At 56.1% G+C, this 23,273-nt stretch carries 21 protein-coding genes and 1 pseudogene; 12 read left to right on the top strand and 10 right to left on the bottom strand.

All coding sequences use genetic code 11. The features are described from left to right. Positions 1 to 9 precede the first annotated feature (9 nt). Positions 10 to 432: a CidA/LrgA family protein gene (locus AOB54_06550; GenBank protein ID WVN41153.1), complete on the top strand. Its 423-nt coding sequence runs from the start codon at positions 10 to 12 to the stop codon at positions 430 to 432. Continuing rightward, positions 429 to 1,151 carry an LrgB family protein gene (locus AOB54_06555; GenBank protein ID WVN41154.1) on the top strand — a complete coding sequence of 241 codons (723 nt, stop codon included), beginning with the start codon at positions 429 to 431 and terminating at the stop codon, positions 1,149 to 1,151. The genes AOB54_06550 and AOB54_06555 overlap by 4 nt, the downstream gene beginning before the upstream one ends. Here AOB54_06555 and AOB54_06560 read toward each other — a convergent pair. The 7 genes from AOB54_06560 to fabI are packed head-to-tail and all read right to left on the bottom strand — an operon-like array spanning position 1,129 to position 9,421. Next, complete coding sequence (locus AOB54_06560) at positions 1,129 to 4,215, bottom strand: efflux RND transporter permease subunit (GenBank protein WVN41155.1); 3,087 nt, start codon at positions 4,213 to 4,215, stop codon at positions 1,129 to 1,131. The genes AOB54_06555 and AOB54_06560 overlap by 23 nt on opposite strands. Continuing rightward, positions 4,216 to 5,097, bottom strand: coding sequence for a biotin/lipoyl-binding protein (locus AOB54_06565; protein WVN41156.1), 882 nt, complete (start codon positions 5,095 to 5,097; stop codon positions 4,216 to 4,218). Positions 5,098 to 5,127: 30 nt separating this feature from the next. Next, entirely contained in the window at positions 5,128 to 5,673 is a 546-nt protein-coding gene (locus tag AOB54_06570; protein ID WVN41157.1) for a dihydrofolate reductase, read from the bottom strand. Next, positions 5,637 to 6,443 carry a thymidylate synthase gene (locus AOB54_06575; GenBank protein WVN41158.1) on the bottom strand — a complete coding sequence of 269 codons (807 nt, stop codon included), beginning with the start codon at positions 6,441 to 6,443 and terminating at the stop codon, positions 5,637 to 5,639. The genes AOB54_06570 and AOB54_06575 overlap by 37 nt, the downstream gene beginning before the upstream one ends. 42 nt (positions 6,444 to 6,485) lie before the next feature. Next, the gene (gene selD / locus AOB54_06580; protein ID WVN41159.1) at positions 6,486 to 7,565 is read right to left on the bottom strand and encodes a selenide, water dikinase SelD; all 1,080 of its coding nucleotides are present in this window, start codon (positions 7,563 to 7,565) and stop codon (positions 6,486 to 6,488) included. After that, the gene (locus AOB54_06585) at positions 7,562 to 8,635 is read right to left on the bottom strand and encodes a glycosyltransferase family 4 protein (GenBank protein ID WVN41160.1); all 1,074 of its coding nucleotides are present in this window, start codon (positions 8,633 to 8,635) and stop codon (positions 7,562 to 7,564) included. Before AOB54_06585 ends, selD begins: the two co-directional genes overlap by 4 nt. Next, positions 8,636 to 9,421 (bottom strand): enoyl-ACP reductase FabI, encoded by a 786-nt coding sequence (gene fabI / locus AOB54_06590; protein WVN41161.1) that lies wholly within the window; start codon positions 9,419 to 9,421, stop codon positions 8,636 to 8,638. Positions 9,422 to 9,572: 151 nt separating this feature from the next. On the opposite strand from fabI, the gene AOB54_06595 reads away from it, so the two are divergent. The 4 genes from AOB54_06595 to AOB54_06610 are packed head-to-tail and all read left to right on the top strand — an operon-like array spanning position 9,573 to position 15,299. Beyond that, a complete protein-coding gene (locus AOB54_06595; GenBank protein ID WVN41162.1) occupies positions 9,573 to 11,471 on the top strand; it encodes an extracellular solute-binding protein in 1,899 nt (632 codons plus the stop codon). 8 nt (positions 11,472 to 11,479) lie between these two features. After that, entirely contained in the window at positions 11,480 to 12,568 is a 1,089-nt protein-coding gene (gene yejB / locus AOB54_06600; GenBank protein ID WVN42793.1) for a microcin C ABC transporter permease YejB, read from the top strand. 29 nt (positions 12,569 to 12,597) lie between these two features. Further along, the gene (locus AOB54_06605) at positions 12,598 to 13,671 is read left to right on the top strand and encodes an ABC transporter permease (protein WVN42794.1); all 1,074 of its coding nucleotides are present in this window, start codon (positions 12,598 to 12,600) and stop codon (positions 13,669 to 13,671) included. 2 nt (positions 13,672 to 13,673) lie between these two features. Next, positions 13,674 to 15,299: a dipeptide ABC transporter ATP-binding protein gene (locus AOB54_06610; GenBank protein WVN41163.1), complete on the top strand. Its 1,626-nt coding sequence runs from the start codon at positions 13,674 to 13,676 to the stop codon at positions 15,297 to 15,299. Here the strand turns inward: AOB54_06610 and dcd are convergent. Both dcd and apbC read right to left on the bottom strand, forming a co-directional pair. Next, positions 15,280 to 15,846 carry a dCTP deaminase gene (gene dcd / locus AOB54_06615; GenBank protein WVN42795.1) on the bottom strand — a complete coding sequence of 189 codons (567 nt, stop codon included), beginning with the start codon at positions 15,844 to 15,846 and terminating at the stop codon, positions 15,280 to 15,282. The genes AOB54_06610 and dcd overlap by 20 nt on opposite strands. Before the next feature lie 122 nt (positions 15,847 to 15,968). After that, the gene (apbC, locus tag AOB54_06620) at positions 15,969 to 17,072 is read right to left on the bottom strand and encodes an iron-sulfur cluster carrier protein ApbC (protein WVN41164.1); all 1,104 of its coding nucleotides are present in this window, start codon (positions 17,070 to 17,072) and stop codon (positions 15,969 to 15,971) included. 76 nt (positions 17,073 to 17,148) lie between these two features. Between apbC and metG the strand changes: the two are divergent. From metG to murB, 4 genes and pseudogenes are all read left to right on the top strand, one after another. Further along, positions 17,149 to 18,882, top strand: a pseudogene (metG, locus tag AOB54_06625) (methionine--tRNA ligase). A gap of 15 nt (positions 18,883 to 18,897) precedes the next feature. Beyond that, positions 18,898 to 19,086: a DUF3460 family protein gene (locus tag AOB54_06630; GenBank protein WVN41165.1), complete on the top strand. Its 189-nt coding sequence runs from the start codon at positions 18,898 to 18,900 to the stop codon at positions 19,084 to 19,086. Between the two features lie 43 nt (positions 19,087 to 19,129). Then, positions 19,130 to 20,023, top strand: coding sequence for a ScpA family protein (locus AOB54_06635; GenBank protein ID WVN41166.1), 894 nt, complete (start codon positions 19,130 to 19,132; stop codon positions 20,021 to 20,023). 18 nt (positions 20,024 to 20,041) lie between these two features. Continuing rightward, positions 20,042 to 21,055: a UDP-N-acetylmuramate dehydrogenase gene (murB, locus tag AOB54_06640; GenBank protein ID WVN41167.1), complete on the top strand. Its 1,014-nt coding sequence runs from the start codon at positions 20,042 to 20,044 to the stop codon at positions 21,053 to 21,055. Between the two features lie 62 nt (positions 21,056 to 21,117). On the opposite strand, the gene yaaA is transcribed toward murB, so the two are convergent. Continuing rightward, positions 21,118 to 21,879 (bottom strand): peroxide stress protein YaaA, encoded by a 762-nt coding sequence (gene yaaA, locus AOB54_06645; GenBank protein ID WVN41168.1) that lies wholly within the window; start codon positions 21,877 to 21,879, stop codon positions 21,118 to 21,120. A 56-nt stretch (positions 21,880 to 21,935) separates the two neighbouring features. Between yaaA and AOB54_06650 the strand changes: the two genes are divergently transcribed. After that, positions 21,936 to 22,469, top strand: coding sequence for an LEA type 2 family protein (locus tag AOB54_06650; protein ID WVN41169.1), 534 nt, complete (start codon positions 21,936 to 21,938; stop codon positions 22,467 to 22,469). A gap of 8 nt (positions 22,470 to 22,477) precedes the next feature. Beyond that, the gene (gene hyi, locus AOB54_06655) at positions 22,478 to 23,257 is read left to right on the top strand and encodes a hydroxypyruvate isomerase (GenBank protein ID WVN41170.1); all 780 of its coding nucleotides are present in this window, start codon (positions 22,478 to 22,480) and stop codon (positions 23,255 to 23,257) included. Positions 23,258 to 23,273: the final 16 nt, after the last annotated feature.

Here is a 23,273-nt window from a genome sequence, read left to right on the forward strand (position 1 = left end):
ATAGACGCCATGATTCGAGGCCTGGTGGTAATTCTTCTTTTCCAGGGGCTTGGCGAGATTATCTCCAAAGTCTTGGCTTTGCCTATTCCTGGTCCAGTGATCGGGCTGGTGTTGCTGCTGGCCACCCTGCTCATTCGGGGCAAGATTGACCCAGACCTGGATATGGTCGCCTCGGCCTTTGCACAACACCTGGGGCTACTCTTCATTCCTGCGGCCGTAGGCGTGGTGATGTTTGTACCCAAACTTGCCGACTATGGTCTTGCGATTGCAGCCATTTTGATCTTAAGTGTTGGCCTTGCCGTGGCCACCACCGCCTTGTGCCTGAAGTGGCTCAGTAAACCTGGTCCATCCGATATCTATGGTAGCCCCAATCAGCCAGACGGGGAAATTGCCTCAGAGCGATCAACACCTGCAGGCGGAGAACGCCCATGAACACGGCACTGCCGCTGATGGAATTGCGTGAAATCTGGGTTTACTTAACGGGCACGCCGCTACTATCGCTAGTGCTGACATTGATTGCCTATCAAGTCGGCCTCATGATTTACGAGCGCTTTAACAAAAATCCGTTTGCCAACCCTGTGGCGATTGCCATCGCGATTGTCATCACCACCACTTCCCTAATGCAGATGCCTTACGCCACCTATTTCGAGGGGGCGCAGTTCATTCACTTTCTGCTCGGCACTGCCACGGTAGCGCTCGCCATACCCATCTTTAAGGGCTGGCACCTGCTTAAGGGCCGAGGAATTCTGCTGAGTCTCTCGCTGATCGCCGGAGGCGCCGTATCAATTTTTAGTGCGGTGGGTGCTGCCGCCCTGCTCGGCATTCCCAAAGAATTACTGATGCCCTTTTATGCAAAATCAGTCACCGCGCCCATTGCTATGGGTGTTGCGGAAACTATTGGTGCTTCGCCAACATTGACTGCCGTTTATGCCGTGAGCACCGGCATTATTGGTGCCATTCTTGCCCGTTATGTGTTGGATTTTTTAAAAATCACACAATGGTGGCAGCGTGGCTTTGCTATTGGCGTGGCCGCCCACGGCATTGGGACATCCCGCGCGTTTTCCGTTAACGCCGAAGCCGGGGCCTTTGCCAGCATTGGCATGGGCCTGCACGGCATTGTGGGCGCAATTATGATTCCCTGGATACTTTGAACCAGGCGGCGTACATCGCCGGCAGTGACAAGAGTGTGAGCACCGTTGCCACAATCAATCCGCCCATAATGGCCACGGCCATTGGCCCCCAGAACACGCTGTTGCTCAGTGGGATCATGGCCAAAACGGCCGCAGCGGCCGTCAATACAATTGGCCGAAATCGCCGCACGGCTGATTCAATCACTGCCTGGCGATCGGGCACACCGCGTTTGCGGTCCTGCTCAATCTGATCAATCAGAATGACTGAGTTGCGCATGATCATGCCGGAGAGCGCAATCACCCCCAGCAAGGCCACAAAACCAAAGGGCCGATCTAACACCAACAACGATGCCGCAACACCAGCGATGCCAAGCGGCCCAGTAAGAAATACCAAAAAGGCCCGTGCAAAACTCTGCAGTTGAATCACCAACAGGGTGAAGATCACAAAGAGCATGACCGGCAGGCCGGCCGCAATCGATGCCTGGCCTTTGCTGCTTTCTTCCACCGAGCCCCCAATGTCCAGCCGATAGCCAGCCGGCAAACGCGCCACGAGGGGTTTTAATTGCTCAAGCAGCAGTGTGGTCATGGTGGCACCCTGCACACCATCGACCACATCTCCCTGCACGGTAATGGCGTACTCACGATTTTCACGCCAGACCACACCGGGCTCCCAGACCACGCGAATCTTCGCAATCTGATCCAGCGGCACGAGTCCGCCAAGCGTGGAAGGCAGCATGGTCTGTGACAACTCGGTGAGTTGGTCACGCTCGGATTTGGTCAGCCGCATCACAATCGGCAAAGAACGATCCGCTTCTCGGAATTGACCAATCCCAACCCCGCTGTACTGGGCCGCTAAAGACTGCGCTACTGCCTGCGACGACACACCAAACTGTTGGGCACGGGCAGCATCCACATCAATACGCGCAATCGGAATGCTTTGATTCCAGTTGTCGTTTACACCGTGCATACGGGCGTCGGCCCGCATCACGGCTTTGGCCTCATCTGCAAACCGCCGCAGGACTGCGGGGTCGGTACCCACCAAACGAAACTGCACGGCATAGGCCACAGGCGGGCCGTTGGGCAACAGACGCACCCGAATACGTGCCTCGGGAAAGGCATCTTCCAACTCGCGTGGCAGGCGGGCCACCAGGGCCTTGCGGTCTTGGGCTGTGTCCGACAACACAATGGCCTGCGACACGTTACTCTGCGGCAGGATCTGGTCAAGCGGCAGGAAAAATCGCGGTGCGCCAGTTCCGATCCAAAAGTTTACTGACCGAACGCCGGGTGTCTCTGAGATTTTTTTCTCAACTCGTTTGGCCAATTCCTCACTCGCCGCAACACTCGCGCCCTCGGGCAACCAGACATCGACCATGATCTCTGGCCGCGAAGAGTCCGCAAAAAACTGCTGCTGGACCTTGGTCATGCCAAAGAGCCCCAGACCAAACATGACCAGGGTGAGTGCGATTGCAGTCTTTCGGTAATCCACGCACCAGGCCACGGCGCGACGAAAAGTCTTGTAAAACGCCGAGTCAAAATGCTCACCCGTCTCGCCGCGCGAGGCATTCGGTGGGATCTTCAGCATCCGGTAGCCCAGATAAGGAACAAAGATCACCGAGACAAACCACGACACAATCAAAGCCGCCGCCGTCACTGCAAAAATTGCAAAGGTGTATTCACCCACTGCAGACTTGGCAATACCAATTGGCAAAAATCCCGCTGCGGTAATGAGCGTGCCAGTCAGCATGGGCATCGCAGTAAGCGAATAGGCCGCCGTCACCGCCGTGACCCGGTCCGCACCCTCCTCCAGCTTTCTGACCATCATTTCCACCACAATGATTGCGTCGTCGACCAACAGCCCCAGTGCAATGATCAAAGAGCCCAGGGAAATCTTATGCAAACCAACCCCCCAAAGCTTCATGATTAAAAACGTCACTGCCAATACCAGCGGGATGCTGATGGCCACGACTAGCCCGGGCCGCGGATCAATCCGCCAGGGCTGGCGATGCAGGCCCAAAGACAAAAGACTCACCGCCAAGACAATCGCAATGGCCTCCAGGAGCACCACCAAAAACTCATTGACCGAGCCAGCCACCACGGCGGGCTGGTCTTGCACCTGACGCAAGACAATACCGGCGGGCAATTCCGTTTCAATTTGTTGCACGGCCTTATTCAGGCGTTTGCCCAGGGCCACGATATCGCCGCCACGACGCATAGAAACGCCGAGTGCGACCACCTCTTCACCTTGAAACCGCACCTTCATCTGGGGCGGGTCAATCGGCTGGCGACGAATCTCGGCAATATCGCCAAGGCGCAAGACCTGATTACCAATGCGAAGCGGCAGCTGCCTTACGGCCTCAATCGAGCGCAGGCCCTCTTCTAGGCGCAGGCCAAAATCAACACGATCACCGGAAAGGCTCCCCGCAGATTCAACTGCATTTTGAGCACTCAGCTGATTGGCGACCTGGGCCACCGTGAGCCGATACTGGGCAAGTCGCCGACGCGAGAGTTCCACATAAACCCGCTCCTCTTGCAGGCCGTAGATCTCGACCTTGCCCACATCGTCAACCCGCAACAGAGACTGCCGAACCTGCAGGGCATAGTCGCGAAGATCCCGCGCCGAGTAGCCTGGCGCCTGCATGGCATAAATCACGCCATAGGTATCCCCGAAGTCATCGTTAAACACTGGCCCCTGCACACCAGGAGGCAGCAAGGCCTTCATATCGCCAATCTTTTTACGGACCGTGTACCAGACCTGACTCACCTCAGAAGCAGGAGAGCTGTCTTTGATCTGAAAAATAATCACGGATTCGCCAGGCTTGGAATAGCTGCGAATCTTGTCGGCATAGGGCACTTCCTGCAACGTGCGCTCTAGGCGATCGGTGACCTGCTCGGCCACTTGTATCGCGGTCGCACCTGGCCAGGCCGTGCGAATCACCATCACGCGCCAATTAAAGGGCGGGTCTTCGTCTTGTCCGAGTTGGAAAAACGCGCCCACACCCATCACCAAGAGCACCACCATCAGGTAGCGAATGAGCGCTGGGTGTTCAATGGCCCAGCGAGAGAGATTAAATTGGCCGCGTTGCATTTATCGGGGGCTGACACGCACGGTCTGGCCGTCGGAGAGCACCTGAGTCCCTGCGGCGACAATCTGGTCACCTTTACTCAGCCCACTAAGCACCTGAACACTTTGCTCAGTGGTGGGCCCCACCTTGATCTCCACACGCTCTAACACCGCCTTGTCGTCGGCCTGGGGCTTTAAACGATACACAGCGCCACCATCCATAACCGCAGACAGCGGGATCATCCATCCCGGCGACTGTCCAGACGCAGGCGAGACTCGCCGGCTGGCACCACTTACTTTTAACTGAATCACAATCTGCCGGGGTGCCACCACATCACCGACCGATGCCTTTAGGCCCGTCACCACGCCGGAGCGAATCGCCCGCAGGGTTAAAAAGCCGAGCTGATCAGAAGTGGCCTCAAACTTTGCACGGGCAAGTTCAAGCTGTGCGCGGCGACGTTCGATTTCCGCCGCAGAAATAAAGCCTTTTTGGTGAAGCTCACTGTAACGACGGAAGTCTGCCTCTGCTGCGTTTAACTCGGCCTGTGCTGCCTGCAGTTGGACTTTGGCCGATGACTCTGACAGCGCCAAATCGGTGGGGTCCAATCTGGCCAGGGCCTGCCCCTCGGATACCGTGTCGCCCACCTTGACCAAGATTGTCATGAGCCGGCCTTGTCCATCAAACCCAAGGGCGGCAGGATCTTTTTCCAAGGTCGAAGCTTGGCCGCTCGCACCAGGACTGACTGCCGATTCAACGGAATCCCCCACCGTAAACACTTTGACAAGACGCAGCGGTGCCGGCGCCTGCACCGGTTCGCCACAGGCCACCAGGCCCAGGCTCAGCAGGCCAAACAGAAACACCAAAAGAGAACGACTCGTCTTGCGAGTCATGCTGGCAGAACGCACGACAGACCGCCTTTGAGATGAAGGGATTGGCTAAGAGATTCGCTGATAGCGAACAAACCGATATTTTATCGCGGAAGATTCGCTGGTCAGATTCTCGCCAGCCTGGCGAGACCACTGGGCCGCATTAATCTCAGGAAAGAACGCATCCCCCGGGACTTCGAGATCAACCTCGGTAATGTCAAGCTCGGTGGCCATGGGCAATGTCAGGCTGTAGATTTCAGCGCCACCAATCACATAAATTGGATCGTCTGGCAGGGCCAACATGGCATCCACCGTGTGGACCACTCGCACCGAAGCAGCATGTTCCGTGGCAGGCGCCCAGGCGGGATCACGGGTCAAGACGACCGACTGTCGATTGGGCAGGGGTTTGCCCAATCGATCCACAATCGAGTCATAGGTTTTGCGGCCCATGGCCACCGTGTGCCCCGTGGTGAGCGCCTTAAAGCGCTTCAAGTCTTCAGGAAGATGCCAGGGCAGTTCATTGTTGATGCCAATGACACGATTGTTCCCAACGGCCGCCAACAAAATGAGTCGGCCCATCAGATCGCCACCGGCGCCTTGATGTGGGGGTGACATTGGTACCCCACGATCTCAAAGTCTTCAAATTGATAATCAAAAATGGAATCAGGTTTGCGCTTGATCACCAGCTTGGGCAGCGGATAGGGGTTGCGCGACAGCTGCTCTTTGGCCTGCTCTAGATGGTTCGAATACAAATGGCAATCACCACCGGTCCAAATAAAGTCGCCCACACCCAGGTCTGCCTGCTGCGCCACCATGTGCGTTAACAAAGCGTAACTGGCGATGTTAAACGGCACGCCCAAAAAGATATCGGCGCTACGCTGATACAACTGACACGACAGCTTGCCATCGGCCACATAAAACTGAAACAAAGCATGACAAGGCGCCAAGGCCATTTGCGGAATCTGGGCCACATTCCATGCAGAGACAATCAGCCGACGTGAATCTGGCGTGGCCTTGATGTCGTGCATCAGCTGTTTGATTTGATCGATCGTGGCGTTGGGATTGTCCTGCGTGGGGGCCGGCCAAGAACGCCACTGCTTGCCATAAACGGGGCCAAGGTCGCCATCTTCGCGGGCCCACTCGTCCCAGATCGTGACGCCATTTTCCTGCAGTGGTTTGACATTGGATGAACCGCTCAAAAACCAGAGCAGTTCGTAAATGATGCTTTTTGTGTGAAGTTTTTTGGTGGTGACCATGGGAAAGCCATCGGCCAGATTAAAACGCATCTGCCACCCAAAGACCGATTTCGTGCCCGTGCCGGTGCGATCCGTTTTCTCAGCGCCATGCAACAGCACGTGTCGCATCAAGTCTAAATAGGCCTTCATGAATTTCTTTCCTTCGTGCGATTGAAGATGTTTGTTAGCTGCCTAGGCATCCACATGAACCGTAGATCTTGCCTCGGACCGCGACACCATCTTGCCAATCACTGCGGCGCGGGCAAACCCGGCCTGACGAAATTGCTCCAAGACTTCGTCGGCCGCCTCTGGCGCAACGCAGGCCAACAAGCCCCCGCTGGTCTGTGGGTCGGTGACCAAAATCTCTGCAGACTTTGACAGGCCCGCTGCCAGCCGCACATCTGCCCCATAGCCTTGCCAATTACGGGTGGATGCACCGGTGTAAAAACCCTGTGCAATAAGATCCATCACACCAGGCAGGACCGGCAGATTTGCCATTGAAACCTGGGCATCCAAATTAGATCCACGGGCAATTTCAAGAAGATGGCCCGCCAGTCCAAACCCCGTGACGTCGGTCAAGGCATGAACCTTTGAATTGGCGCCAAGCGCTGCCCCAACGGTATTGAGCGTGGTGGTGCTCTGAATCATTTCTTTGTAATGGGCGTCTGCCAACTTTTCTTTTTTCAATGCGGCAGAGTAAACCCCAACACCCAATCCCTTGCCCAGAATTAATACATCGCCTTCGCGGGCATCGCGGTTGCGGCGGATGTGGTCCGGGTGGGCCAGGCCAAGGGCCACCAATCCATAAATTGGTTCGACCGAATCAATCGTGTGCCCCCCGGCAATCGGAATGCCTGCTGCCGCACACACATCATGGCCGCCCGACAAAATCTTGGCGATGGTTTCTTTCGGCAAGACATTGATCGGCATGCCCACGAGCGCGAGTGCAAAAATGGGCTTGGCACCCATGGCATAAATATCGGAAATGGCATTGGTGGCGGCGATTCGACCAAACTCATAGGGGTCATCCACCACTGGCATAAAAAAATCTGTGGTGGCGACCAAGGCCTGCTGGTCATTGAGTTGCCAAACCGCTGCATCGTCACTGGTCTCAGTGCCCACCAACAACTCTTTGGGCGCAACACCAATCGGAATGCGGGACAAAATCTCGGTTAACACTGCGGGCGCAATCTTGCATCCACAACCGCCGCCATGGGCCAATTCTGTTAGCCGGGGACTGCCCGAATCCTTTGTCTGTGTGGGTGCGTTCATACCTGTTCCTCTGGCAAAAATTCCACTAACTGTCGCACGAGTCTAACCAACTCATCGCGCTCCTGGGCGGGCGACGCCAGCTTTGCGGTCAATGCCCCCTGGCGACGCCGGAGTTGCTCGAGAAAGTCAGCATCGGCAACAAACCGCTGCAACTGTCGGGCCAGGTCTTGAGCATCCCCCACCCGGAAAAGCCCTGGGTAGTCGGCCCCGAGCTGGGCCCGATGGGCTGGAATATTCGATGCAATCACGGGCAGCCGACAGGCCACCGCCTCGGCAATCACCAGCGCCCCACCCTCAGATAGCGAAGGCTGAATCAAACAGTGGACATGGGTCATCTGACGCATCGTGGCGGCATGGGTCAGCGACCCCTCTAGCAAAACACCGGGATATTGGCCGGCAAGCAGCATCAATTCATGGGCCAGGTTCTTGTCTTGATAACTGCCCACATGAATCAGGCGGACAGGCACCCGGCCGCCATCAGCACGGGTTGCCCAGCCCTGCGGAAAGGCCAAGTGAAAAGCACGAAAGGCAGTTCGCGGGTCTTTCTCCTCGCGGATATGGCCCGCAATCATGAAGCGAACCGTCTTGCTTTGCGGTGTCACCGGGGGCGCATAGGGCTTTCGCGGAGGACTGGTCTGGGTGAGCACAAAGACCCGATCGGCAAGATCTGGCCAGCGTTGCTGAATCTCTTTTTGGGCCTCTTCTTGAAGCGTTAACAGCATTGAGGCCGCATGCATGGCATTTTCTGCAGCAACGTAGGCCGACTGCCCAGCCGCATCGGGCCGCAGCGCCCCGTACAAGTCTGTGCCGGTCATCACAATCATCACGGGAATTCCCGCCGCGACAAAGGTGTGCACGTGTTCTGCACAGCGGGCCGCATTGAGCACAATGGCAACGGTGCGCTGACCCGACTCTGCACAGGCGTCTTCGATCTTGGTCGAATCGTAGATCGAGGCATTCAGGCCACTGGCACGCAACATCTGCGCATAGCGCGAAGCCGTGCGCCAGTTCCCCATGCCCGAACTGGCCCCAAACGGTGTCAGGATTCGGACATCAATACGACGGGTCATTTATTCGGGCACGCCAACAGCCACAGAATTAAATCCTGCATCGACATAAGTGATTTCGGCGGTAATTCCCGCAGCCAAGTCTGACAACAAAAAGGCGGCGGTATTGCCGACATCTTGAATCGTCACGTTGCGACGCAGTGGCGATGTTGTTTCCACAAAGTCCAGAATCTTTCCAAAGCTCTTGATGCCGGCAGCCGCCAGGGTCTTGATTGGACCCGCCGAGATGCCGTTGACTCGAATATTTTTTGGGCCCAGATTGGTCGCCAAATAACGGACCGATGCCTCCAGGCTGGCCTTGGCCAGGCCCATGGTGTTGTAGTGGGCCACAAATTTATCAGCGCCCAGATACGACAAGGTGATCATGGCGCCACCCTTTTCTTCCATCATGGGCAGGGCTGCCTTGGCCAACGCAGGAAAGCTGTAGGCCGAGATCTCATGGGCAATACGGAAAGCATCGCGCGACAGACCATCTAGGAAATCCCCCGCAATCGCCTCTCGAGGCGCAAAAGCAATGGCATGCACCAGGCCATCTAACTGCGGCCAGTGCTCGCGCAATGATGCAAAGCACTGATCAATCTGGGCGTCTTCCGCCACATCCAGGGGCAGACACAGGGAGCTGCCGAATTCGGCGGCCATTTCCTTGACACGCTCTTCAAAGCGCTCGTTTTGATAGGTAAAGGCGAGTTCCGCGCCTTGGGCATGACAGGCCTGGGCAATGCCATAGGCGATTGACCGGTTGGACAAAAGGCCAGTCACCAAAATGCGTTTGCCTTTCAGAAAAGCCATAAAAACTCCTTGGGAATACTGAGATTGATCTTAGGCGCGGATTTTTTCCGCCTAGGGGCAATTCTAATCGTCCGGACACCCCAGCTTCGATACACTCCCCTGCATGCTTTCCCCAGTCGCTCACCCACGCCCTTCTCCCCCTGCCCCACCCATGTCGGCCCCGCCCAGCGGCGCGGCTAGGCCTGGCCAGCGGTTGGGCGTGTTCGGGGTCGCCACAGCCCTGATGGTGTTGGGATGCGTCAGCATTACGGCCCCGGCATCCGCTCAGCCGGTACAGGCAGGTTTCGTGCACGGCATGGCCCTGGGGGATAAGCCCAAATACGGGCCTGATTTCACCCACTTCGGCTACGCCAATCCCAGCGCCCCCAAGGGTGGAGAGCTTCGTCTGTCGGCCATGGGCACTTTCGATAAGGTCAACCCATTCACACTCAAAGGCATTGCGGCACGTGGCGTGATGGACCTGATGTTTGAATCGCTCACCATTGGCAGTCTAGATGAGCCCATGAGCATGTATGGGTTGCTGGCCAAGGACATGATGCTGGCCCCAGATCGGCTCTCGATCACCTTTCGGCTGCGGCCCGAGGCCCGTTTCAATAACGGCGACCCAGTCACCGCAGAGGATGTGAAATTTTCATTCGACACTTTGCGTGGCAAGTCGGCAAGCCCGGTCTGGCGAAACTATTGGGCCGATGTCAAAGACGCGGTGGTCATTGACCGCCAAACTGTTCGTTTTAATTTTTTACGCAAAAACCGTGAGCTCCACATGATCGTGGGATCAGTACCGGTGTTTTCAAAAAAGTGGGGCAGCCAGCAGGGCAAGGACAAGCCCTTTGAGCAATGGGTGCAGGACTACCCGATTGCCAGTGGCCCCTATGTGATTGAGCGCATGGACCTGGGTAAATCCATTCGATTCAAACGCCAGCCCAACTATTGGGGTGATAGCGCTCCCACACGCCGTGGTCAATTTAATTTCGAAACGGTCACTTTTCGTTATTACAAAGATGAGTTCGCCCGTATTGAGGCCTTTAAAGCAGGCGAGTTTGATTTCGTCCACGAAAATGCCGCCAAAAACTGGGCCAGAAGCTACATTGGTGGCAAATTTGCCAATGGCACACTAACCAAGACCGAATTGCCCAATTCAAACGCCCAGGGCATGCAGGCGTTTTTCTTCAACACCCGCAAGGCTAAATTTCAAGACGTGCGGGTTCGGCAGGCCATTGGCCTGGCACTCGATTACGAGTGGATGAATCGGCAGCTCTTTTACAACCAATACAAGCGCTCGTATTCCTATTTCACCAACACCACCATGGCGGCGACAGATTCGCCAAGCGCCGAAGAGTTAAAGCTCTTGCTGCCATTAAAAAATCGGCTCAGCCCCACTGTTTTCGGGCCGGTGCCCATGCCGCCTGACACCAACCCACCCCATAGTCTGCGCGACAATCTGCGACAGGCCAGAAGCCTGCTGGCCGAAGCCGGCTGGACCTATCGGGATGGCGCCCTGCGTAATGCAGCAGGCCAGCCTTTTGAATTTGAAGTCCTGCTTTCTAGCAGAACCTGGGAGCGGATCATTGCGCCGTTTTCACGCAACCTGGCCAAACTTGGGATCAAGGTCACTGTCCGCGTGACCGACACATCTTTATTTAAAAAACGTGTCGATGATTACGACTTCGACATGATTGTTCACTGGTATTTGTCAAGCCAGAGCCCCGGCAATGAACTCGTCTTTCGATTCACAAGCCAGGCAGCAGATGAGCCAGGTGCCGACAATTTCATTGGCCTAAAAGACCCCGCGGTGGATGCTTTGGTGCAGAGAATTCTGGCCGTAGAGTCGCGCGACCAACTCATCACAGCCGCCCGTGCACTCGATCGTGTACTGCGCCATGGCCACTACGCCATTCCCCACTGGCACAACAATGTCCACCGCGTGGCGTTTCGATCCGAGCTTCGCCGGCCAGAGCAATTGCCCGATTACTATCACTCGGAAGACTGGGTCTTGGCCGCATGGTGGTGGGACCCCGCTAACCTGCCCAACTTAAGAGACAAACGATGAGCCCAGCACTGCTGCGTTATATCGGCAAGCGACTGCTGCTAATGGTGCCCACACTCTTTGGCATCTTGCTCATTACGTTTGCCATTATTCAGTTTGTGCCGGGCGGCCCGGTGGAACAGATGGTGCAGATGCTCAAGGGCGATCATGCCGCCACGGGCGGCGCTTCTGCCTCACTTCCGGGTGGGGCCAGCACGGAAGTCGGCCAGACCAGCAATATCTATCGCGGCAATCGCGGTATTGATGCGGCAAAGTTGGAAGAAATCAAAGCCCTGTATGGCTTTGATAAGCCCGTGCATGAACGATTCATTCAGATGGTCACCGGTTTTCTAACCTTTGATCTGGGCAAGAGTTTTTTCCATGACCGCAGTGTCTGGGAATTGATGAAAGACAAACTGCCGGTGTCAATCAGCCTGGGCATCTGGACATTCCTGCTCACCTATTTAATTTCACTACCGCTGGGTATTGCCAAGGCCGTGCGCCATGGTTCGCGGTTTGATCTATGGACCAGCACTGCCATTCTGGTGGGCTATGCCATTCCTGGTTTCGTGTTGGGGGTGGCCCTGCTGGTGCTCTTCGGTGGCGGCAGTTTTCTCCAACTCTTTCCACTGCGGGGGCTCACATCTGATGACTGGGAAAGCTTGAGCCTAATCGGCAAGGTTCTGGATTATTTCTGGCACCTAACACTTCCGATTATCTGCATGACCCTGGGCAGCTTTGCGGTCACCACCATGCTGACCAAAAACACCATGCTCGAAGAAATCCGCAAGCAATACGTCTTAACAGCGCGGTCCAAGGGCCTGTCAGAGCGCACGGTGTTGTGGCGCCATGTCTTTCGCAATGCCTTGATCCCGATTGTGACGGGTTTTCCCGCAGCCTTTGTTGGTGCGTTTTTCACAGGCTCATTGCTGATTGAAACCCTGTTCTCGCTCGATGGCCTGGGCCTGTTGTCCTATGAGTCCGTGATCAAACGCGACTATCCCGTGGTCATGGGCACGCTCTTCTTTTTCTCGCTGATCGGATTGGTGGCGAAGTTGCTCAATGACCTGATGTATGTCTGGGTCGACCCGCGTGTGCAATTCGAAGGGAATAAGGCCTGATGCAGCCCAACACCCCGGCTCCGGACAACATGTGCAATGGCGCGCAGGGCATGCAAGATGGCCTGCCGGATGGCGCCAGCCAGAAAAGCTTGTCACCCGGCCAGCGGGCCTGGCGGCGCTTTACCCGAAACCGCCGTGGCTATATCAGCCTGTGGATCTTTGCGATCACCTTTGTCGTCTCGCTCTTTGCGGAAGTGCTCTCCAATGATCGGCCGATTGTGGTGCGTTATCAAGGTGAGTTCTACTTCCCGTTACTGCAGCAATATCCCGAAAAAACATTTGGCGGCGACTTTGAAACCCCCACCGATTTCTTAGATCCGTTTATTGAAGAAAGCATTCGCGCCGGGGATAACTGGGCCATCTATCCGCCTAATCGCTATTCCTTCACCAGCCTGAATTACTTTGCACCAAGCCCCAACCCTGCTGCGCCATCCGGCACGAACTGGCTGGGCACCGATGACCGTGGCCGCGATGTGCTGGCAAGGCTACTGTATGGCTTTCGTACATCCGTGCTCTTTGGCCTGGCACTCACCGCTATCGGCGTGGTGCTGGGGATTGTCATGGGCGCGCTGCAGGGCTACTTTGCCGGCAAAACAGATTTGGTCATTCAGCGCTTTATTGAAATCTGGGGGTCGGTGCCTGAGCTTTATCTGCTGATTATTCTGGCCAGTGTCTTTGAGCCGGGGTTATTGATCTTGCTCGTGATTCTGTCGCTCTTTGGCTGGATGGGGTTGTCTGACTATGTGCGGGCAGAATTTTTACGCAATCGGTCTTTGGAATATGTCACAGCGGCGCGAGCACTCGGGTTATCGAATCTGCAAATCATTTGGCGGCATGTGCTGCCCAACAGTCTGACTCCCGTGATTGCCTTTTTACCGTTTCGCATGAGCGCATCGATTCTTGCGTTGACCAGCCTAGACTTTCTGGGCCTGGGTGTGCCCTCTTCCACACCAAGCCTGGGTGAGCTGCTCGCACAAGGCAAGGCCAATCTGGATGCCTGGTGGATTTCACTCAGCACCTTTGGTTTATTGGTGGCCTTGTTGCTGGTGCTGATCTTTATTGGCGAAGCACTGCGCGACGCGCTCGATACGCGGCGGGGATGATCATGACACCCATTTTGTCGGTCTCTCATCTGCGTGTGTGCTTTCAAAACGGAAGCGATGCTCGTCATCAACATAGCCATATGGCCGTGGATGATGTGAGCTTTGACATCTACCCAGGTGACCGCCTGGCCATTGTTGGGGAATCGGGCAGCGGCAAGACGGTTACCGCACTGTCTATTTTGCGTCTGCTCCCCGATGCGCACACGACTGGCCGCATTCAGTGGTCACCCCCTGACACTGCCGGACAAACCGGCAGCGAACAAGATTTGATTACTGCCAGTGAGCGTGAGATCCGAGCCATTCGTGGCCGCGACATTGCCATGGTGTTCCAAGAGCCCATGTCGGCACTCAACCCCCTGCTCACGGTAGGTCAGCAGATCGCAGAAGTGCTGGAGTTGCACGAGGGCCTATCGACCAAGGCGGCCTTGCAAAAGGCGGTTGAGCTTTTGGATCGCACCGGCGTGGATGAACCGCAGCGCCGGGCCCATAGCTATCCCCACCAGTTATCGGGGGGGCAACGTCAGCGGGTGGTGATTGCCATGGCCCTGGCCTGCAGCCCGAAGCTTCTGATTGCCGATGAGCCCACCACGGCGCTCGATGTCACTATTCGTGAACAAGTCCTGGAGTTGCTATTAAAACTGCAGCACGAAGAGGGCATGGCCATTTTGCTGATCACGCATGACCTGCCTTTGGTGCAGCGGTTTGCCAATCGGGTGGGCGTGATGCAGCTCGGCAAACTGGTGGAACAAGGGCCAACGGACACCATCTTTACATCCCCCCAGCATGACTACACCAAGCGACTCTTGGCGAGCCGGCCACGTCGAATGGTAGGCGACTCCGTATCGCGGGATGTGATTCTGAGTGCCCGCGGTGTGAATGCCACTTTTGAAATCCCTGTGGGCTGGTTTGGCAAACGCAGATTCATGGCTGTGGCCAACGAGGCCTTAACGTTGTCGAAAGGCGAAACGCTGGGAATTGTGGGGGAGTCAGGCTCTGGCAAGACCACCTTTGGCATGGCCCTGCTGCAGTTAAGTGGCGCGCAGGTGAAGGGTGAGGTGCAGTTTGACGGTCAAAGCCTGTATCAGTTGCCCAAACAATCCTTGCGCAAACTGCGCCGCCGTATGCAGATCGTGTTTCAGGACCCCTTTAGTGCCCTATCGCCACGCATGACCATCGGACAGATTCTCGGTGAAGGCCTGCAGCTGCATTTCCCAGAACTGAGTCGAGAAGAACGGGAAACAAAAATCGCTGAGATGCTGGAAGAGGTGGGCCTGCCTGCGAACAGCGTTGGCCGCTATCCCCATGAGTTTTCTGGCGGTCAGCGGCAACGGATTGCGATTGCGCGCGCAGTGATTCTTCAGCCAGACCTTGTGCTACTGGATGAACCCACCAGCGCCTTAGACGTATCGATTCAACAGCAGGTCTTGGAACTCTTGGTCCGGCTGCAACAAAAACACGGCATGGCGTATTTGTTCATTACCCATGACCTGGCCGTGATCAAGGCCATCGCCCATCGGGTAATGGTCATGCGCGCCGGAAAAGTGGTGGAGTCTGGCTACACCGAAGAAGTGTTGTCCAAGCCGCGCGAGGAATACACCTGGCGGCTGGTTACGTCTTCGGCAGTGTGACGCCCGTCTGGCCCTGGTACTTACCGCCCTTGTCTTTGTAAGACGTTTCGCAGACTTCATCGCTCTCGAAAAAGAGCATCTGGGCGCAGCCCTCGCCAGCGTAGATCTTGGCGGGCAGCGGCGTGGTGTTCGAGAATTCCAGGGTCACGTGGCCTTCCCACTCGGGTTCCAAGGGGGTAACGTTCACGATGATGCCGCAACGTGCATACGTCGATTTCCCCAAACAGACCGTGAGCACACTGCGGGGAATGCGGAAGTATTCCACCGTGCGGGCCAGGGCAAAAGAATTGGGCGGAATAATGCAGACATCACCCACAAAATCGACAAACGATCCCGTGTCGAAATTCTTTGGGTCGACAATCGTGCTGTTGATATTGGTGAAGATCTTGAATTCGTTGGCACAACGAACGTCATAGCCATAACTCGACGTGCCGTAGGACACAATTTTGTTATCGCCCACATAACGCACCTGTTCGGGTGCGAAGGGCTCGATCATTTTTTGGGATTCCGACATGCGTCGGATCCACTTATCGCTTTTGATGGTCATAGTGCAGGAATTCTCGCACAGCTGAATCACGGCGGTGCCGCAGGCCCCCGGCTCAAAAAAAAGCGGGGCCAAAAGACCCCGCCAAGCCAACCAGTCACCCGCCAAAGCGGGCGGAGGCGGCCTTAAGTACCCACGATCTTGATGCTCGGGAACTTCGCGCTGTGGTCTTCCGACAGCAGGGCCACCCGTGCGCCCACTGTGCGGGCAATCTCACGATAGGCCTGCGCGATCGGGCCATCGGGCTCTGCCACGACCGTGGGCCGGCCAGAATCCGCCTGCTCCCGAATCTTGATGTCCAGCGGCAAGGCCCCCAGGAACTGGACGTTGTACTGGTCCGCCATGCGGGAACCACCGCCCTCGCCAAAGATGTGTTCAGTGTGGCCGCACTTCGAACAGACGTGCATGGCCATGTTTTCGACAATCCCCAGAATCGGCACTTTGACCTTTTCAAACATGACCAGGCCTTTTTTGGCGTCCAGCAGAGCAATATCCTGTGGCGTGGTGACAATCACCGCGCCCGTGACTGGAACCCGCTGCGACAGTGTGAGCTGGATATCCCCCGTACCCGGCGGCATGTCCACAATCAGATAGTCCACATCGTCCCAGGCCGTTTCGGTCAGCAGCTGCTCCATCGCCGATGAGGCCATTGGGCCGCGCCAGACCATGGGCGTGTCGTCGTTGGTGAGCATGCCCATGGAAATCACCTGCACACCATGGGCCACCTTGGGTTCGATCTTATTGTCTTGATTGGAATAAGCCTGGCCTGCGGTCCCCAGCATCATGGTCTGAGAGGGGCCGTAGATATCGGCATCCATCATGCCCACTCGGGCACCCTCCGCCGCCAGTGCCAGGGCCAGGTTGGCGGCCGTGGTGCTCTTGCCCACACCGCCCTTGCCCGAGGCCACTGCAATGATGTTTTTAATGCCGTTTAAGCGCTTCATGGCGCCAGGAACGGCCCGGGCCTTGACCTTGACCGAGACATTGACCTTGACCTTGCCGCCCGGGGCAATGCCGGCCAAGGCCCTGGCGACACGGTCTTGCCAAACGCCGGACTCCCCCATCGCGGCATAAGGCAAGACAATGTCAACCGTGAGCACGCCATCCTGGATGGCGACATCGCCCACCATCTTGGCGCTCACCAGATCCTTACCGGGAGCCGGCCCAAGCCGTGGGTCATAAACAGTGGATAACAGCTTATTAACGTCTGAGAGAAGTGTCGTATTCATAGATGGGGCAGAATACACGGGTTAACGAGAACACGTGGGCCATCGGGTCTTCGTATCTTCCCCAATTTCCCTGCAAATGTCCCAGCAATTGTCCGAATCCAACTCAGAACAAAAACGCCGCATCCTGGTCACCTCGGCCCTGCCGTATGCCAACGGCGCCATTCACCTTGGCCACCTGGTGGAATACATCCAGACCGATATCTGGGCCCGTTTCCAGCGCATGCGTGGCCATGAGCTGACCTATGTCTGCGCCGACGACACCCACGGTACGCCCATCATGCTGCGGGCCGAAAAAGAAGGCATCACACCAGAAGCCCTGATTGAAAAAGTCTGGCTGGAGCACACCCGTGACTTCGCGGGTTTTCATGTGTCCTTTGACCATTACTACAGTACCCACTCGCCTGAAAACAAAGAACTCTCAGAGAAGTTTTACAACGCGCTGAAAGCGGCGGGCTTGATCGAAGTTCGCCGTATTGAGCAGATGTATGACCCGGTTAAAGAAATGTTCTTGCCGGATCGCTTCATCAAGGGTGAGTGCCCCAAGTGTGGCGCGAAAGATCAGTACGGGGATTCTTGTGAATCCTGCGGCGCGACTTATGGCCCAACTGATTTAAAAAACCCTTTTTCAGTGGTGTCCGGTGCGGCGCCCATTCGTAAAGAATCCGACCACTACTTTTTTAAACTCTCAGACCCACGCTGCGCTGCTTTTCTCAAGCAATGGGCCATTGACGATGCTCGCCTGCAGCCCGAGGCCACCAACAAATTAAAAGAATGGCTGGTCGGCGATAAAGAAAACGAGAGCAACACCACGCTATCGGACTGGGACATCTCCCGCGATGCGCCCTATTTTGGCTTTGAAATCCCTGGCGCGCCCGGCAAGTACTTCTATGTCTGGCTCGATGCCCCGATTGGCTACTACGCCAGCCTGAAAAAATACTGTACTGATCACGGTAAAAACTTCGATGAGTTCGTTGCGGCCGACTCCACCGTTGAGCAGTACCACTTTATCGGCAAAGACATTCTGTACTTCCACACCCTGTTCTGGCCGGCGATGTTGAAATTCGCGGGCTACCGCACGCCCACCAATGTCTTTGCCCACGGCTTTCTCACCGTCGATGGCGCCAAGATGAGCAAATCACGCGGCACTTTTATTACCGCGCAGAGTTATCTCGACCAGGGACTCAATGCCGAATGGCTGCGCTACTACTTCGCCTCTAAGCTCAATGGCAGCATGGAAGATCTGGACTTAAGTCTCACGGACTTCATCGCCAAGATTAATAGCGACTTAGTGGGCAAGTTCGTCAACATCGCGAGCCGCTCGGCAGGTTTTATCACCAAGCGGTTTGATGGCGCACTTCATGCCGAGACACTCGCCGAGGCCGACAACCCGATTGGCCAGGCGGTCATGAGGGCCGCGCCTGAAATCGCAGCGGCCTATGAGTCCCGCGATACCGCCCGGGTGGTCCGCGAGGTCACGGCCCTAATGGACTTAATCAATGGCTATGTGGACACCGAAAAGCCCTGGGAGATCGCCAAGCAGGCCCAGACTCAGCCCGATCTGATGCCCAAACTCCATCAGGTGTGTACCCTGGCCCTGCGGTCTTTTGCACAGCTCACCATTTTGCTCAAGCCCATCCTGCCCATCACCGCCCAGCGGGTCGAAACCGAGGTCTTTGGCCTGGCCCAGCCCCTTGGCTGGGGTGACCTGAAAGCCCCCCCAATCGCGCGCCTGCAGGGCTTTTCCCACCTGATGACCCGGGTGGACAAGGCCCAGATTGATGCCCTGATTGCGGCCAACCAACAGTCCCTCGGCTAAAATCGCGCCATGGCACTCTACGAATCTGACATTACCCAGTTCTTACGCTCACTTAAAGAGCAAAAACCCCACCTCGAGGAAGCCCAGCTAGAGGGCCGCGCTCTGCTCTGGGAAAAAGATCCTTTGGATATCAACGAGCTTGAGCGGACCAAAGCCGTCAAGGTGAAGCAAAAGCCCTACGTGTATCAGACCAACTGATCTGCGTGAGATCAGCCTGAAAACCGTTTAAAACTCGCCCACCATGACCGCACCCCAAGAGTCCAACGTCCAAGAGGACAACGCAGCCGCTGCAATTGCGGCCGAGGGGGCTGCCGATCAGCCACAGGCAAACGAGGCACCCGTCATCGAGACGATTGCGCGCCTTTATGGCGAGCCGCTCACGGAAATTCCCAAAGACCTCTATATCCCGCCGGATGCCCTTGAGGTCATCTTAGAAACATTCGAGGGTCCGCTGGACCTGCTGCTGTATCTGATCCGTCGCCAGAACTTCAATATTCTGGACATCCCCATGGCCGAAGTCACACGCCAATATCTCAGTTATGTCGAGCAGATCCGCTCACGCAACTTGGAATTGGCCGCCGACTATCTGCTGATGGCGGCGATGCTGATTGAGATTAAATCCCGCATGCTGCTGCCGGTTCGCGCCAAAGAGGGCGAAGAAGAAGTGGGCGATCCGCGTGCCGAGCTGGTGCGCCGCTTGTTGGAATACGAGCAGATGAAAATCGCTGCCCAGCAGATCGACAAGATTCCACAGCTTGGCCGCGATGTGCTGACGGCCCAAGTCTATGTCGATCAGACCATGACGCCACGCCTGCCCGATGTGAACCCTGATGATTTGCGGGCCGCCTGGGCCGACATCCTGCGCCGGGCAAAACTGGTGGCCCACCACCACATTGCCCGCGAGCCGCTCTCGGTTCGCGAACACATGTCACGGATTTTGAAGTTCCTACAGGGCCGCCCCTTCGTGGAGTTCACCGAACTCTTCATGGAAGAGCTGGCCCATGGTGGTGGCGTACCCATTGTGGTGGTCCACTTCCTGGCGCTTTTAGAGCTTGCCCGCGAAGGCCTGGTCGAAGTCACCCAGGCCGAGGCCTATGCCCCGATCTACGTCCGCCTGGGCTACACCGCTTCTTAAGCCACGCGGGCTCATCGCGTGAATCTGAGTCAACACAACTCCCTTGGTCTGCCGGCACGGGCCGACCGCATCATCACGGTGCACAGCCCAGACGAGCTGCCTGCAATCACCAACGATCTTGGCCAGCAACCCCGATTCATCCTGGGCGGTGGTAGTAATGTCGTGATTCGTGCGCCAATATCCGCCTGCGTCTTACTCAATGAATGCAAAGGCAAATCCATTGATACCAATGGCCGACTGACCGCAGCATCAGGTGAATCCTGGCATGACTTAGTGATGTGGTCGCTCGATCAGGGCTATGCGGGATTAGAAAATCTGGCGCTCATCCCTGGCACGGTGGGCGCAGCACCCGTTCAAAACATTGGTGCTTATGGTGTCGAACTGAAAGATATTTTCGTTGCGCTCACGGCCTGGGACTTTGTCGAAAAAAAGTTTCGCACCTTTACCAAGGCGGACTGCCAATTTGGCTATCGCGACAGCATTTTTAAGCACGCCGATATCCAAGGGCCGTGGAATGCGCCGCGCTACTTTATTACCGACGTTGTGCTGCAGCTCGCCCCAATGGGCACCGCCACCTTGTCCACCAACTACGCCGATCTCAATGCGGAACTTGCAGCACTCGGCAATAAGGTCACCGCACGAGATGTGGCCCATGCGGTGATTCAAGTGCGGCAGCGCAAACTGCCCGACCCAAAGCTGTTGGGCAATGTCGGCAGTTTTTTCAAAAACCCCATCATCAGCAATGTGCAGGCCAAGCACTTAAAACTGCTACACCCCAACCTGCCCCAGTACCCGGTGTCTGACACCCAAGATGATGTCTGCAAGATTTCTGCGGCATGGCTGATCGATCGCTGCGGTTTTAAGGGCGCTCGGCGTGGTGACGTGGGCGTGCATGCCGACCATGCCTTGGTCTTGGTGAATTACGGCGGTGGCAGTGGCCGTGAACTACTGGCACTCGCCAGCGAAATCCAACAGGCCGTGGTGGCAAAGTTTGGCGTGTTCCTAGAACCAGAGCCAATCATCGTCCCCTAGAACACGATGCGTACCGCCTGCGATTGCCGCAACGGCGGCACAACACGCGAATCTTTGCTTACTTAATCGCGACGAAACACTAGCCGGTCATCGGTTGATGCTTTTTTATCGAAGACATAGTCTTCCACATCAAAATCTTTTAGTCCTGCGGGATCGTCAATCTTGTGATCCAGGGCATAGCGAACCATAAGACCGCGGGCACGCTTGGCTGAAAAACTCACAATCTTGTAAACATTACCTTTTCGCTCTTGAAAGACCGGTGTGATCACGGGGTAGTCCAAGCCCTTCACGGCCTTGAAATACTCGTCCGACGCTAGATTCACCAAAACTTTGGTCTTGTGGCTGGAAAGCTCGGTGTTTAGCGCCTTGCCTAGCCGATCACCCCAAAAGGCATACAGATCTTTGCCCTGTGAATTCGGCAGGCTCGTGCCCATTTCAAGCCGATAGGGCTGCATTAAATCCAGTGGCCGCAGCAGACCATAGAGCCCCGACAGAATTCTTAAGTGCTTCTGGGCACGATCCAGCCCCGCCTTATTCAGTGAAGTCGCATCCAGGCCGTCATAGACATCTCCATCAAAGGTCAACACGGCCTGCTTGGCGTTCTTTGCCGTAAAGGGCCGCTTCCAGGACTCAAATCGCGCCACATTTAATGCGGCCAGCTTGTCGCTTAAGTCCATGAGCTTGGCCACCTGGGGAGCTGTCATGGGCTTCAAAATCTTGATCAGCTCGGCCGACCGATCCAAAAAATCACACTGCGTGCTGGCATCGGTTGTCGGTGGCGTGTCAAAATCAAGCGTTTTCGCTGGTGAAATCACCATCAACATGGCAGTCTCCTGTGGTCAACTGTGAGAAAAATAACAGCAAGGAAGCTATTTTAGACATGATCAGCACCAACACTTTCTGGGCCCATCGCACCCCCTTGAGAAGCAGCAATCGCATCCAAGGCCTTGCCGGCTTGGGCCGCACCGGACTGATTGCAGCCATGCTGGTCTTCGCGGCACTGCTTGCAGGCTGTGGCAGCGCATTGAAAAAACCCACGGTAGAAGTGGCTGACGCCCGTGTGGCAAATTTTGATCGCGACACCGCACAATTCACCGTCACATTAAAGGTGGACAACCCCAACAGTACGGAGCTGACCATTTCCGATATTCAAGCGAAATTCTTTTTGGTCGATGAAGAAGTCGGCACCGCCGAGGGTACACAACCAAAATATATTCTGCCGGCCAACGGCAGTGTCATGCTGCCCGTACGCGTGAATGTGACTTTTAAGACCCTGCCCGATGTGCTGCGCAAGAGTCTGATTGCACTGGTCAGTGGTGGCCTGCCCTATAAAATTTCGGGTAGCATCACCACTTTTAATGGCCTGACCACCATTCCGTTTGAGCGCAAAGGCGACTTGGCAAAGCCACGCTAAAGTTTCATATGCCCCGCTTTGCTGCCAACCTGACGATGCTGTTTAACGAGGTACCCTTTCTTGATCGGTTTGAAAGGGCAGCCGCCAATGGGTTTCAGGCCGTTGAGTTTTTATTTCCTTATCCCTACACGGCCCAGGAAATAAAGGAGCGCTTAGCACGCCACAACTTACAGCTGGTGCTGCACAATCTACCCGCAGGCGATTGGGATGCGGGCGATCGCGGCATGGCCTGCGACCCAAACCGTGTCGATGAATTTCGTGCAAGCGTGGCCAGGGCCATAGCCTATGCAAGCGTTCTTGGCACCCCCCAGATCAACTGCCTGGCAGGCAAGGCGCCTGCGGGTGTGAGCGCAGCGCAACTTCGCGACACCTTTGTAGCCAACCTGCGGTTTGCAGCCGCAGAACTTCAACAGGCCGGCATTAAACTCCTGATTGAACCGATCAATCACTTCGATATTCCTGGCTTTTATCTCAACACCACCGCACAGGCCATCGACATCATGAACCAGGTGGGCTCTGATAATTTATTTTTGCAGTACGACATCTACCATGCCCAGCGCATGGAGGGTGAATTGGCTGCCACTATTGAAAAGTACCTTGACCGCATCGCCCATATGCAATTGGCCGATAACCCCGGCCGCAACGAACCGGGCACAGGTGAGATCAACTATCGGTTTTTATTCCAGCATCTTGATAAGCTTGGCTACCCCGGCTGGATCGGCTGTGAATACAAGCCCGCCACCACCACAGAAGCGGGCCTGGGCTGGCGATCGACACTAGCGGCCTAACCGCCTGCACGGGCGT

The sequence above is a fragment of the beta proteobacterium MWH-UniP1 genome (assembly GCA_036362785.1).
Lineage (GTDB): Bacteria > Pseudomonadota > Gammaproteobacteria > Burkholderiales > Burkholderiaceae_A > Lacustribacter.

Bases quoted from the DNA above. Each gene is read 5' to 3' on its own strand.
- AOB54_06550 (WVN41153.1), top strand. From the start codon at position 10: ATGATTCGAGGCCTGGTGGTAATTCTTCTTTTCCAGGGGCTTGGCGAG.
- AOB54_06555 (WVN41154.1), top strand. From the start codon at position 429: ATGAACACGGCACTGCCGCTGATGGAATTGCGTGAAATCTGGGTTTAC.
- AOB54_06560 (WVN41155.1), bottom strand. From the start codon at position 4,215: ATGCAACGCGGCCAATTTAATCTCTCTCGCTGGGCCATTGAACACCCA.
- AOB54_06570 (WVN41157.1), bottom strand. From the start codon at position 5,673: ATGTCACCCCCACATCAAGGCGCCGGTGGCGATCTGATGGGCCGACTC.
- AOB54_06575 (WVN41158.1), bottom strand. From the start codon at position 6,443: ATGAAGGCCTATTTAGACTTGATGCGACACGTGCTGTTGCATGGCGCT.
- selD (WVN41159.1), bottom strand. From the start codon at position 7,565: ATGAACGCACCCACACAGACAAAGGATTCGGGCAGTCCCCGGCTAACA.
- AOB54_06585 (WVN41160.1), bottom strand. From the start codon at position 8,635: ATGACCCGTCGTATTGATGTCCGAATCCTGACACCGTTTGGGGCCAGT.
- fabI (WVN41161.1), bottom strand. From the start codon at position 9,421: ATGGCTTTTCTGAAAGGCAAACGCATTTTGGTGACTGGCCTTTTGTCC.
- AOB54_06595 (WVN41162.1), top strand. From the start codon at position 9,573: ATGTCGGCCCCGCCCAGCGGCGCGGCTAGGCCTGGCCAGCGGTTGGGC.
- AOB54_06605 (WVN42794.1), top strand. From the start codon at position 12,598: ATGTGCAATGGCGCGCAGGGCATGCAAGATGGCCTGCCGGATGGCGCC.
- AOB54_06610 (WVN41163.1), top strand. From the start codon at position 13,674: ATGACACCCATTTTGTCGGTCTCTCATCTGCGTGTGTGCTTTCAAAAC.
- dcd (WVN42795.1), bottom strand. From the start codon at position 15,846: ATGACCATCAAAAGCGATAAGTGGATCCGACGCATGTCGGAATCCCAA.
- apbC (WVN41164.1), bottom strand. From the start codon at position 17,072: ATGAATACGACACTTCTCTCAGACGTTAATAAGCTGTTATCCACTGTT.
- AOB54_06630 (WVN41165.1), top strand. From the start codon at position 18,898: ATGGCACTCTACGAATCTGACATTACCCAGTTCTTACGCTCACTTAAA.
- AOB54_06635 (WVN41166.1), top strand. From the start codon at position 19,130: ATGACCGCACCCCAAGAGTCCAACGTCCAAGAGGACAACGCAGCCGCT.
- yaaA (WVN41168.1), bottom strand. From the start codon at position 21,879: ATGTTGATGGTGATTTCACCAGCGAAAACGCTTGATTTTGACACGCCA.
- AOB54_06650 (WVN41169.1), top strand. From the start codon at position 21,936: ATGATCAGCACCAACACTTTCTGGGCCCATCGCACCCCCTTGAGAAGC.
- hyi (WVN41170.1), top strand. From the start codon at position 22,478: ATGCCCCGCTTTGCTGCCAACCTGACGATGCTGTTTAACGAGGTACCC.